Consider the following 11,542-nt stretch of genomic DNA (forward strand, 5'->3'; position numbering starts at 1 on the left):
TGCTTAAGTTAACACGACCCGGAGTGACGGTGAACACTTCCAAAGCCCCAGCCGTGAGGACTCGCGGGACCGCCGGAAGACGGTCCTGCTCGCTCACTTCGTTCGCTGCGCGTGCTGCGACTTCCGTGCTCCTGCTCGCTTCGCTCGCGGGACCGCGACCGCCCCGCACCTCACGCCTCCCCAGCCTCGTCGGTCGCCTGCGGCGACCGACTCCCTCGCGGTCTCCTCGCGGTCGCCGGTGGCGACCGCTCGGAGGCGCGCCACCGTGATTCCTTAAATAGTCGACCGCGAACCCGTCTACTCCTCCTCTTCGAGGATCTCGCCGGCCTCGGTGCGCTCCGTCTCGTCGGTGTCGGCGCGCCGTCGGACGTCGACGCGGTAGTCCGTGAGGATGTCGCGGCCGAGGAGGAGCGGGTACTCCATGTGGCCGCGGTCCTCGACGCTGGCGGTGACGGTGTGCTGGTTCCCGCCGATACCGATCACGAGGTCGACGACGGGGCGGGCCTTCCCGCCCTTCACGCTGCCCGACTTCACGCGCGTCATGCTCTTGATCGGACCGGCGCCGATCTCGGCGGCGAGCTGGGTGTCGATGCTCGTCCGGGTCGCGCCCGTGTCGGACTTCGCGAGCGCCTGCGTGGAGCCGGAGGTGCCGGTGACGACGACCTCCTCGATGTAGCCGATGTCGGGCTGTTCGGTCGGGCTCGGCTTCGGGGCGGGCGCGCAGGAGGGCCGCGAGTCGTCGAGCGTGGCCGCGATGCGCTCGACCTCGTCGTCGTCGACCTCGCCGCCGACCGTCTCGATAGCGAGCCGCGCGATGTGGGGGGCGGGGCTCGTGCCGGTCGCCTCGTAGAGCCCTTTGAACCCGGCCGTCGGGTTCACTTCGAGGACGTACCAGCCTTCGTACCCCTCGACGAGGTCGACCCCGGCGTAGTCGAGGTCCATCACGTCGGCCGCGTACAGCGCGGTCTCGGCGGCCTCCTCGGGCATGTCGTCGGTGGCGTCCTCAACCGCGCCGCCGAGCGCGACGTTGGTGCGCCAGTCGCCCTCGGGCGCGTAGCGGTACATCGAACCGACGATCTCGTCGCCGACGATGTACACGCGCAGGTCGCGGTGCTCCTCGTCGTCGCGGTCGATGAGCTTCTGGAGGAACGCCTGTCGGTTGCCCACCTTCGGGTTCACCCGCTCGGTGAGGTCGACCTTCCACGTGCCGCCGCCGTGCGTCCCGATCGCGGTCTTGTAGACGCCGACCTCGCCGAAGCGCTCGCGCCCCTCGTTGAGCCGGTCGTTCGAGAGTGCGAGCAGCGCGTCGGGCACGCGGATGTTCCAGTCCGCGAGCGTCGCCGCCGTCGCGAACTTGTGGATCGACGCGAGCACGGCGTTCGGCTCGTTCAGCATCGGCCTGATGCGCTCGAACGTCGTCGCCAGCCCGAGCAGTTCGGCGGGCTGGTCGGTGTTCGACAACAGCAGGCGGTTCGCGATGACATCGACGGCGGGCTCCACCGAGACGTCGCCGTCCTCGACGCTGATCGCGGCGTTTTCCTCGCGGAGCCAGACGGGCTCGTGCCCCAGGTCTTCGACCGCGTTGCAGATCGCCTTCGTTTCCTTGCTGTTGTGCAGCGACAGCACTCCCACCCGGACCGGGTCCGAACTCATGCCCACACCTGCGTGGCCCCGGGTAAAAGGTCGCCCGATCGGTGAGGGTCGGCGGCGACAGGGCGAAGACATCGACCGGGGACGCGCACGGTTATTGCTCCGGCGACCGAACGCGGACGCGTGACCGCTATCGTCAGGGCGTTCGCTCGACGCCGCGCGAGGGTGTTCTGCACCGCACGTCGCGCCGACGGCGGTGGGACCGCCGACGCGCTCGAGGCCCTCGTCGGCGAGGTGCGCGCGGACGAGACCGACCCGGCGGAGAGCGCGCGACGCGTGCTCCGAGGGGCGGCCCCGAGCGGCGGCTTCGAACTCGTCCGCGGCGGCGAACCGCTGTCGGTCTCGGACGGGGCGACCGACCGGACCGTGTACCCGTTCCTGTTCGAGGGCGCCGGCGGCGCGGGCGACGACGCGGCGGCCGACCCGATGGCCGTCGACGGCGAGTGGCTGTCGCCGACGGCGTTCCTCACGCGCGAGGCGGCGCCGCGGCTGTGGGAGAGCTACCGCCGCGTCGCGCCCGACGTCGACCTGCTCCGGACCGACGAGACGCACGGCGCCGCGTGGCTCTCCGTCCGGGCGCTGGAGGTGGTCCGCGACACGGCCGGCGCGGTCGCGTTCGGCGCCCTGGACGGCGGGGTCGAGCGGATCGCGGACCGCGCTCGCGCGCTCCGCCGCGCCCGCCCGAGCATGGTCGTCGTTCGGAACCGGGTCGACCGGGCGATGATCGGCTCGGACCGGACCCCCGAAGCGATCCACGACCGCGCCGTCGACGCGCTCGACGACGCGCTCGACGCGGACCGCGAAGCCGCGGAGCGGGCCGCGGCCGCCCTCGCGGACGCGTCCGGGAAGACGGCGACGCTGTCGCGGTCCGGAACCGTCGCGCACACGCTGCGTCGGGTCGGGCGCCCGGTCGTCGTCGGCGAGTCCCGACCGAGCCGCGAGGGGGTGGCCGCCGCGGAGGGCCTCGCCGCCGCCGGCGTCGACGTCACGCTCGCGACCGACGCCGCGCTCCCCGGTCTCGTTCGTGAGAGTGAGGTGGGGTGCGTCCTGCTCGGCGCCGACCGGGTCCTGCCCGGCGGCGACGTCGCGAACAAGGTCGGGTCGTACCCGCTCGCGCTGGCGGCGGCCGAGGCCGCGGTCCCGGTGTACGTCGTCGCCGCCGCCGACAAGATCGCGACGGCCGACGAGGTCGTTCGGGAGTCGGGCGACGCGGCGACGGTGTACGACGGCGACCGCCCGATCGGCGTCGCGAACCCGATCTTCGAGCGCGTTCCGGGGGATCTGTTGACCGGGGTGATAACCGAGGACGGCCCGCTGGATCGGGCGGCGATCGCGGAGCGGGCGCGGGAGCACGCGTCGCGGGCCGAGTGGGTGACCCGACGGGATCCATGACCGGAGACCGCCGGTCCGGCCGCGGGGCGACCGGGTCGTCATATATATACCCCCCGCCCTGCTCCCTCGTGACATGAGCGACGATCGGATGTTCACGTACAACGGCGGCGCGGTGCCGCCGGGCGAGACGCAGAACATCCGCTACGGGATCAGCGAGACCTACCTCGGCGACCCGGTTCGGATCCCAGTGACGATCGTCAACGGCGAGCGCGACGGGCCGACGGTGTTCCTCACGGCGGCCGCGCACGGCGACGAGCTCAACGGGATCGAAGTGGTGCGCGAGGTCGCACACGACTGGGACCTCTCGTCGCTGTGCGGCACCCTCGTCTGCCTCCCCGTCCTCAACGTCCCCGGATTCATCGCACAGCAGCGGTACCTCCCGGTGTACGACCGGGACCTCAACCGCTCGTTCCCTGGCGAGCCCGGCTCGACGAGCTCGAAGCGGATGGCGAACCAGATATACTCCAACTTCATCGAGCCCTGCGACTTCGGGCTCGACTTCCACACCTCCACGCGGGGCCGGACCAACATGCTCCACGTCCGCGCGGACATGGCCGACGCCGGCGTGCACCGCCTCGCGATGGCGTTCGGCTCGAAGGTGATCATCGACAGCGACGGGCCGACCGGCACCCTCCGCGGCGAGGCGACGGCCGCCGAGATCCCCACGATCACGATCGAGATGGGCGAGGCCCACCGCTTCCAGCGCCCGCTCATCGACGACGCCCTCGACGGCGTGCGCTCCGTCTTCGCCGAGTACGGACTGCTCGAGACCGACACGGTGCGGTGGCCCGGCTGGCGGACCATCGTCGCCGGCGCGGGCGAGAAGACGTGGCTCCGCGCCGACTCCGGCGGCATCGTCGACACCCACTTCGAGAGCGGGTCGCTCGTCCGCGAGGGCGACCGGATAGCGACGATCACCAACCCGTTCAAGGAGGACGCGGTCGGGGTCGAAGCCCCCTTCACCGGACTCCTCATCGGACTCTTGGAGAACCCCGTCGTCTACCCCGGCAACCCCCTCTGCCACCTCGTCGAGATCGACGAGGCGGTCCGCCGCGCGATCGAGACCGGGGACTCGCCGACCCCGGTGGGGCAGCCGGAGTCGTCTGAGCCGTCGGAGCCGGCGGACTGAACCGTCGGAGCCGAGGGAGCCGGCGGACTGAACCGTCTGAATCAGCGGACTGGGCCGCCTGACGACGCGGTCACGTCACGGTTGTCCCACCGAGCCGTCCGCGGTACGCGACCGCGACGGCGGCGACGACCGCGAAGAAGCCCGCGAGGAACGCGACCGGCTGGAGGAGGACCCGCTGGGCGACCACCGCCCCCGGCTCGCGCGCGACGGTCCGCGTCCAGAACTCGTAGCGCTCGCCTCGGTAGTCGACGATCACCAGCCCGTCGCCGAGCGTCGGCTCAGCGGGGTACGACAGCGAGTCGACGCGGGCGTCCGGTTCCCCGACGCCGAACCCGCCCTCGGCCTCGCGAGCGCGGTCGAACGCCTCTCGGGCCTCGGGGGTGAGGTCGCCGTAGTCGACGACGTCGCCGTCGCTCAGCCCCTCGGCGTCCACCCCGGAATCGGCCACCGACGACCCGCCTTGGACCGGCTGCACCGTATGGGTGTACGCCGGATCGGGTTCGCCGACGGCCACAGGGAGGTACAGCGGGTTCGCCATCAGGAGGACGCCGACCGCGAGGAGGCCGGCGGCCGCGAGGCGGGATACCATTCGGGACTCCCTTCGGCCGGGCCGGGCTTGAGGGTTTCCGCGCTCGCCGTCCGTCGGAACGGCGGATCCGCGGGAACGCTTTTGCCGTCGACGTGACAATCGCAACGCGTCCGGACCAGATCCGGACGGGTGATCACATGAGCGAGCTCAGACTATCGAGTACGGCGTTCGGTGACGGCGAGCGCATCCCCGAGGAGTACGGCTACGCGGAGCGGAACGTGAACCCGCCGCTGCGGATAGACGGCGTCCCCGACGAAGCGGCGGCGCTCGTGCTCATCGTCGACGACCCGGACGCGAAGGAGCCGGCGGGAACGGTGTGGGACCACTGGCTGGTCTGGGACATCGACCCCGGTCGCGAGGCGATCCCCGAAGGCTGGTCGCCGACGGCGGCGACCGAGGGGCAGAACGATTTCGGCGAGCACGGCTACGGCGGGCCGAACCCGCCGGACCGCGAGCACACCTACCGGTTCCGGCTCTACGCGGTCGACGAGCCGATCGGCCTCCCGCCGTCCGCCGACAGGGAGGACCTCATCGACGCGATGACCGGGCGGATCGTCGCCAAGGCCCGGATCGAGGGGACGTATCCGCCGTGACGGGCGACGGCGGGCGTCGGAGCCGCAGCGAGCTCGCGACCGAGTCCTATATTCCGTCGCGGGCGAACCACCGACCATGACCGAGGACCTCGACACGCCGGTGCTGGACAACCACCTCCACCTCGACCCGCGCCACGGGCGCGGGATCGACGCCGTCGAGGACTTCGTCCGGCTCGGCGGCACCCACCTGCTCGTCGTGAACAAACCCTCGTGGCACCTCGGCGTCGAGCCCGACGAGCCGGCCGACTTCCGGCCCGTCTTCGAGGAGACGCTCGACGCGGTCGCGGCCGCGACCGAGGTCCTCCCGGGCCGCGCGTGGCCCGTCCTCGGCGTCCATCCGGGCCTGATCAGCCGGTTGGTCGACGAACGCGGCTTCGCGCCCGAGGCGGCCCGCGACCTCATGCAGGGCGGCCTGGAGGTCGCGAGCGAGTTCGTCGCCGACGGGCGGGCGCTCGCGCTGAAGTCGGGCCGCCCGCACTACGACGTGAGCGACGCGGTCTGGGACGCCTCGAACGCGGTCACCCGCCGCGCGTTCGAACTCGGCGCCGCGCTCGACTGCGCCGTGCAGCTCCACACCGAGGCCAGCGAGGACCTCACCGACCTGGCCGCCGTCGCCGAGGAGTCCGGACTCGACCCGACGAACGTCGTGAAACACTACGCCGAAGGGCGACTCGCGGGCCCGACTCCGAGCGTGATGAGCGAGAAGGACCGGCTGGAGCGCGCCGCCGACTCCGGCGAGCCGTTCCTGATGGAGACCGACTTCGTCGACGACCCCGAGAAGCCGGGGATGGTGATGGGCCCGAAGACCGTCCCGCGCCGCGTCCGCTGGATGTTAGGGGAGGGGTACGACGAGGCGGTCCGCCGCGCGCACGTCGAGACGCCCGAGGCGGTGTACGGGATCGACACCGAGGCGACCCTAGAGGGACCGACGCCGTGAGCGACGCCGCCGCGGCCGCCCGCGCCGCGCCGCCCGAAGTCCTGTTCACTGGCTTCCCCGGGTTCCTCGGTTCGGCGCTGCTCCGGCGGGTCCTCGCCCGCGGCGACGGCCCGGTCGCCTGTCTGATCCAGCCGCGGTACCGCGACCTCGCCGAGCGGCGCGCCCGGGAGATCGTCGCTGCGGTCGGCGGCGACGCGCCCGGGAACGACGGCGTGCCCGGCAGCGACCCCCGCGCCTCGGCCGTCCACCTCTACGAGGGCGACCTCACGGAGCCGAACCTCGGGCTCGGGTCGGCGCTCGACGACCCGGAGCTGCTGGGTGGCGTCGACGAGCTGTACCACCTCGCGGCCGTCTACGACCTGAGCGTCGACGCCGACCTCGCCGAGGCCGTGAACGTCTGCGGGACCGAGCGCGTCCTCGACGCGGCCGAGCGGCTCGACGTCGACCGCCTCCACTACGTGAGCACGTGTTACGTCAGCGGCCGGTACGACGGCGTCTTCACCGCCGACCGCCTCCGCGAGGGCCAGTCGTTCAACAACCACTACGAGGCGTCGAAGTACCGGGCGGAAGTCGCGGTGCGCGAGCGGATGGGCGACGGGCTCCCGGCGACCGTCTACCGCCCGGCGATAGCGGTCGGCGACAGCGAGACCGGCGAGACCGACAAGCTCGACGGGCCGTACAACCTCCTCCGACTGCTCTTCGCGCAGCCGAAACGGCTCGCGGTCGCGTTCTCGGTTCCGGGCGCGGCCGAGACCGAACTGAACGTCGTGCCGCGCGACTACGTCGTCGACGCGATCGCGGCGCTGAGCGCCCGACCGGAGACGGTCGGCGAGACGTTCCAGCTCTGCGACCCGGACCCGCTGACGGTCCCGGCGTTCGTCGCGGCGCTGAGCGACGCCGCCGACCGCCGGACGGTGAGCGTCCCGATCCCGAAGCGGGCGGCGAAGGCCGCGGCCCGCCTGCTCTCGGCCGCGGGGGTCGCCGTCGAGCCGGCGACGATCGACTACCTCGACCACCCGACCCGCTACCGCTGTCCGAACGCGGACGAGGCGCTGGCCGGGACCGGAGTTTCGGTCCCGCCGTTCGAGTCGTACGTCGACCGCCTCGTGGCGTTCGCCCGGGAGAACCCGTCGGTCGGCGACGATCCGATGACGTGACGGGCACGTCGAACGCTCCGCACCAGAGAGCGCGAGCCGCTGGCGCGGCCGGGACGCGACCCGAACGCGGGACGGGAGCGCCGATCCCCCGAATCCCGCCGCCGAGCGGGTGAGACGCCCTCTCTCGCGGCGATCGATAGGAAAGGCATTTGAGTAGTCCGGGCGACGTACCGCACATGACCGACGACGACGCCGTCGAAACGTTCTATACCGACGACCGCTGGCAGAACTGGCTCGACCGGCTGGAGGAGGAGGATCTCGACCCCGAGAACGAGGACTCTGCGCGGCTCCTGTTGAACCTCCAAGACGACGCGGCGATCGCCGTCGTGAAGGTGCTCGCGGCGCTCGACGAGGACCGCATCGACGAGGACCGCGCGGTCGAGGAGATCCGGGGCGTGCGCGACATCGTCCTCGCCGACGTCGACTTCGACGACGAGGACAAGGTGATGCTGATCGACGGCGTCCAGACCTCGCTCGTCCCCGTCTTCTACGCGGCCGAGGAGTACGTCGTCGGCGGCGTCGTCGAGGGCGACGTGACCGAGTTCGTTCGCGCCGCGGCCGAGGCCGAGGCCGAGGACGACCTCGACGCCGCGCTCGGCTACGTCGTGCAGGCCGGCACCCGCGTTATCGACGGCGAGACGCTCGACATCGACGTCGTCGAGGACCTGGAGTACGGTCTCGTCTCCGAGTGGGTCAACGGGCTCGACTCCCTGCAGTCCGCGATTGAGGACCCGGAAGTCGTCGAGGAAGAGGACTGAGCTCGGCGGCGGACGACGGCCCCGTCCGAGATGAACCGTTTTGAACCCGCGCGACGTTAGCGAGGTATGGCGCTCCCCGCGGCCGAGATCGCGATCGTCCTGCTCGTGATCTGGACGGTCAGCTCGTTCCTCCCGCTCGTGCCGAGCGGCGTCCTCGCGGCGCTGACCGTCGTCGGCTACGCGTACACCACCGGCTTCGCAGAGCCGGGGCTCGGCGTTCTCCTCGGGCTCGTCCTCGTCTCGCTCCTGGCCTCCGCGGTGGAGCTCGTCTCGGGGATGGTCTCGGGACGGCTCGGCGGCGCGTCGACGCGGACCATCGCCCTCGGCACGGCGGTCGGCGTCGTGTTGCTGTTCGTGATGGGCCCGATCGGCCTCGTCGTCGGGCTGGGCGGCACCGTCTTTCTCGACGGCCTCTACGAGCACCCCGGCGAGACCCGCGTCGCCGTTCGGCGGTCGGCCTACGCGGTGATCGGCGTCTTCGCCGGCCCCTTCGTACAGGCGGTCATGCTGGCCGGCGTCACCGCGGCGTTCGCGCTCTCGGTCCTCTGAGAGCGGCCCGGAACGGGGTCGCGAGGCGCCGCGCCGTCACCCGGCGGTCTCGGGCCGCCCGCCCCTCACGCCGCGATCGCGAACAGCAGCAGGTTGTGCGCCGCCGGCCCGAGCCCGACGGCGGCGACGAAGCCGAGCAGGAGGTATCCCTCCGACGGGCGGTCTCGAACGTACTCCGCGAACAGCCAGACCACGGCGCTCGCGACCGCGAGCTTCACCAGCAGGAACACCCACCCCTCGCCGAGCACCGGGACCGGGGGGATCCCGCCGAGTTCGAGGAGTATCCGGGAGACGGGTGTGCGTTCGCCGAAGCCGAGTTGGGTCGTGCCCACCGCGGTCGAGACGCCGTCGAGCGCGTGGCCGAACACCGCGAGCGCGCCGACCGCGCCGGTGACCGCGGTCTCGGGGCGCAGGCGCGTCAGACCGACCCAGACCGCGGCGGCGATCGGGACGGTCGCCGCCAGCGAGACGGTCGACCACCGCGCGCCGGCCGGGGATACTCCGGTCGCGAGCGCGGCCCCGACGACCGGAGCGAGGAGGAGCGCGCCCGCGGCGGCGAGGAGCGTCGGGACGCGTTCGGGCTGGGCGGTCGCCAGCGCGAGCCACGTCGCGCCCGCGAGCGACCCCACCGTGAGGTAGACGGTCGGGGAGCCGGCGAGCGGCGCGAGCGCGCGCGGGAGCGCGCCGACGACGTAGAGCACGTGGGCCGCGGAGCCGAGCGCCATCCACGGCGCGAGCGCGAGCACGTGGCGCCCGGTGACTCGCGGGGGGCGCCGCCGGAGCGCGACGCCGACCGCGCCGGCCGCGAGCAGGACGGCGACGAGGTACGGGAGCGGTGGGAGGGTCGTGCCCGCGGGGAGGAACGGGATCGCGCCGGCCATCAGACGGACAGGACCGGCTGGCTCGCGTAGAGGAGGACGTACTCGGCGGCCTTCCCCAGCACCTCGCCCGGGTCGCCGGAGACGGGCTCGCGCGGGACGACGATGAAGTCGGACTCCAGCTCCTCGGCGGTGTCGAGGACGACGCTGCCGGGGTGAACCGTCTTCACCGACGTCGAGAAGCCGGCCGCGACGGAGTTGCTGTGGGGCACCCCGGCGGACTCCGCGCGCCGCGCGACGGAGTCCGTGAACGCCTCGGTGTCGTCGGCGACGTCGCTCTCGTCGATGACGCCGTGGTCGATCGCGCGGACCACGTCCTCGTCTAACACGTACAGGGCGTGGACGCTCGCGCCGTACTCGGCGGCGACCGCGATCGCGTAGTCGACCGCCTCGTGGGACTCCTCGCTCCCGTCGACGGGAACGAGGACGAGGTCGATATCGAGATCGGTCATACGCGGGACGTCGTCGGGGGAGTTCAAAAAGCCCGCCCCATGCGGTCGGCGCGCCGGAGCCGACGACGGCGTCGGCAGAGCAGGGCTCAGAAGCCGGAGAGCTCGCGCTGCGGCGCCTCGCGCCGCTCGTCCGGGGGCACGTTCGTCGCGACGATCTCGTCGACCGCGTCCCGGTTGTCCGCGTCGCTGTTGATCGCGCGGGTCGCGTCCTCCAGCTCGACGCGGAACCCCGCGTCGGCGTACGGCCCCTCCATCACGCCGCTGTTGCTCACCACGACCCGGACCCCCGCCTCGTCCAGTTCGCTCGCGACGTCGAGAAGCCGGCGCTGGTCCTCGCGGTCGAACCCCTCGGCGCTGTACTCGTTGAAGCTCGCGGTCGCGCTCATCGGCTCGTACGGCGGGTCGAAGTAGACGAGGTCGCCGGGATCGGCGACGTCGAGGACGTAGGCGAAGTCGCCGTTGCGGAGCGTCGCGTCCGCGAGCACGTCGCTCGCGCGGCGGATCCGGTCCCGCTGGACCCAGTCCGGATTCGCGTACCGACCGATCGGGACGTTGAAGCCGCCGTCGGCGTTCTCGCGGTAAAGGCCGTTGTAGCAGGTCCGGTTGAGGTACAGCAGGAGGGCGGCCTCCTCCAGCGGGTCGAACGACCCCTCGTAGGGGCGCCGGTTGAACCGCGCTCGCTGCTGGTAGTAGTAGCACTCCACGTCGTGACCGCGTGGAGTCTCCTCTGCGAACGGGAGCGACGGGTCCGGGTCGGCCTCTGGGTCGTCGAACGACTCCAGCCGCTCGATCAGCGCCTCCGGTTCGTCGCGCACCCGCTCGTAGAAGTTGATCAGCCGCGGGTTCGCGTCGTTAATCGTCGCGTCATCGGGCTCCAGGTCGAAGAAGAGCGCGCCGCCGCCGACGAACGGCTCGTGGTAGCGGCCGTACGAGGCCGGGAACCGAGCGTACAGCTCGTCGAGCAGCTGGCGCTTGCCGCCGGCCCACTTCAGGATCGGCTCGGCCATGCGATGTCGAGACTCCCCCGCGGCGGCGTATAAACGTCTCGGGCTCGGTCGTCGGGGTACTCGCCGCCGGATTCAGTCGTCGGCGGGCTCGACGTCGGGGTTCGGGAGGTCGGCGACGTGGGCGGCGGCCTCCTCGAAGTTCGGCCCCGGCGCGATCGTTCCGGCCTCGCGGTCCCACTCGATGTACCCGGCCTCCTCCAACGCTGGGAGGTGGCTCTCGACGAGCTCGTCGGCGATCTCGTCCGACCGGCCGCGGACGCGGAGGTCCGCGACCGTCGCGACAGTTCCGTCGAAGAGCCCGGCGATCGTCCGCCGCGCCTGCGCCGCGTCGAGCACCGTCGGCCGACCAGAGGAGGTATCGTGTGTCGTTGACATCGCTGTTCGTATCTGTAGATGAACGCGAGGCGAAATAAAAGTACGGGCGGTGGGGCGCCTCGTGTTCAGATAAGCT

At 72.0% G+C, this 11,542-nt stretch carries 13 protein-coding genes; 7 read left to right on the forward strand and 6 right to left on the reverse strand.

Annotated features, from left to right (window positions below):
* Nucleotides 1-297: 297 nt before the first annotated feature.
* Entirely contained in the window at nucleotides 298-1,653 is a 1,356-nt protein-coding gene (locus DJ81_RS12885; RefSeq protein WP_170938325.1) for a RimK/LysX family protein, read from the reverse strand.
* A gap of 120 nt (nucleotides 1,654-1,773) precedes the next feature.
* Between DJ81_RS12885 and DJ81_RS12890 the strand changes: the two genes are divergently transcribed.
* Nucleotides 1,774-3,042 carry a hypothetical protein gene (locus tag DJ81_RS12890; RefSeq protein WP_094526101.1) on the forward strand — a complete coding sequence of 423 codons (1,269 nt, stop codon included), beginning with the start codon at nucleotides 1,774-1,776 and terminating at the stop codon, nucleotides 3,040-3,042.
* 73 nt (nucleotides 3,043-3,115) lie between these two features.
* Nucleotides 3,116-4,171: a succinylglutamate desuccinylase/aspartoacylase family protein gene (locus tag DJ81_RS12895; protein ID WP_094522068.1), complete on the forward strand. Its 1,056-nt coding sequence runs from the start codon at nucleotides 3,116-3,118 to the stop codon at nucleotides 4,169-4,171.
* Between the two features lie 70 nt (nucleotides 4,172-4,241).
* Here DJ81_RS12895 and DJ81_RS12900 read toward each other — a convergent pair whose 3' ends face one another.
* Complete coding sequence (locus tag DJ81_RS12900) at nucleotides 4,242-4,760, reverse strand: hypothetical protein (protein WP_094526100.1); 519 nt, start codon at nucleotides 4,758-4,760, stop codon at nucleotides 4,242-4,244.
* A gap of 137 nt (nucleotides 4,761-4,897) precedes the next feature.
* On the opposite strand from DJ81_RS12900, the gene DJ81_RS12905 reads away from it, so the two are divergent.
* The 5 genes from DJ81_RS12905 (at nucleotide 4,898) to DJ81_RS12925 (ending at nucleotide 8,754) form a co-directional block, all read left to right on the forward strand.
* Nucleotides 4,898-5,353, forward strand: coding sequence for a YbhB/YbcL family Raf kinase inhibitor-like protein (locus tag DJ81_RS12905; RefSeq protein WP_094522066.1), 456 nt, complete (start codon nucleotides 4,898-4,900; stop codon nucleotides 5,351-5,353).
* Between the two features lie 76 nt (nucleotides 5,354-5,429).
* A complete protein-coding gene (locus DJ81_RS12910) occupies nucleotides 5,430-6,290 on the forward strand; it encodes a TatD family hydrolase (RefSeq protein WP_094522065.1) in 861 nt (286 codons plus the stop codon).
* A complete protein-coding gene (locus DJ81_RS12915; RefSeq protein ID WP_094590046.1) occupies nucleotides 6,287-7,447 on the forward strand; it encodes an SDR family oxidoreductase in 1,161 nt (386 codons plus the stop codon). The genes DJ81_RS12910 and DJ81_RS12915 overlap by 4 nt, the downstream gene beginning before the upstream one ends.
* 176 nt (nucleotides 7,448-7,623) lie before the next feature.
* Nucleotides 7,624-8,205: a DUF2150 family protein gene (locus tag DJ81_RS12920; protein ID WP_094526098.1), complete on the forward strand. Its 582-nt coding sequence runs from the start codon at nucleotides 7,624-7,626 to the stop codon at nucleotides 8,203-8,205.
* Between the two features lie 66 nt (nucleotides 8,206-8,271).
* Nucleotides 8,272-8,754 carry a DUF456 domain-containing protein gene (locus DJ81_RS12925; RefSeq protein ID WP_094557066.1) on the forward strand — a complete coding sequence of 161 codons (483 nt, stop codon included), beginning with the start codon at nucleotides 8,272-8,274 and terminating at the stop codon, nucleotides 8,752-8,754.
* A 65-nt stretch (nucleotides 8,755-8,819) separates the two neighbouring features.
* Here the strand turns inward: DJ81_RS12925 and DJ81_RS12930 are convergent, their stop codons facing one another.
* The 4 genes from DJ81_RS12930 to DJ81_RS12945 all read right to left on the reverse strand — a co-directional run bounded on the left by DJ81_RS12930 (nucleotide 8,820) and on the right by DJ81_RS12945 (nucleotide 11,466).
* Nucleotides 8,820-9,635, reverse strand: coding sequence for a DUF63 family protein (locus DJ81_RS12930; RefSeq protein WP_094590048.1), 816 nt, complete (start codon nucleotides 9,633-9,635; stop codon nucleotides 8,820-8,822).
* A complete protein-coding gene (locus DJ81_RS12935) occupies nucleotides 9,635-10,084 on the reverse strand; it encodes a universal stress protein (protein WP_094526095.1) in 450 nt (149 codons plus the stop codon). Before DJ81_RS12935 ends, DJ81_RS12930 begins: the two co-directional genes overlap by 1 nt.
* 86 nt (nucleotides 10,085-10,170) lie before the next feature.
* Nucleotides 10,171-11,091, reverse strand: a complete 921-nt coding sequence (locus DJ81_RS12940; RefSeq protein WP_094526094.1) for a DNA adenine methylase — start codon at nucleotides 11,089-11,091, stop codon at nucleotides 10,171-10,173.
* A gap of 72 nt (nucleotides 11,092-11,163) precedes the next feature.
* Nucleotides 11,164-11,466 carry a hypothetical protein gene (locus DJ81_RS12945; protein ID WP_094523925.1) on the reverse strand — a complete coding sequence of 101 codons (303 nt, stop codon included), beginning with the start codon at nucleotides 11,464-11,466 and terminating at the stop codon, nucleotides 11,164-11,166.
* Nucleotides 11,467-11,542 lie beyond the last annotated feature (76 nt).

The sequence above is a fragment of the Halorubrum sp. Hd13 genome (genome assembly GCF_002252755.1).
Taxonomy (GTDB): Archaea; Halobacteriota; Halobacteria; order Halobacteriales; family Haloferacaceae; genus Halorubrum.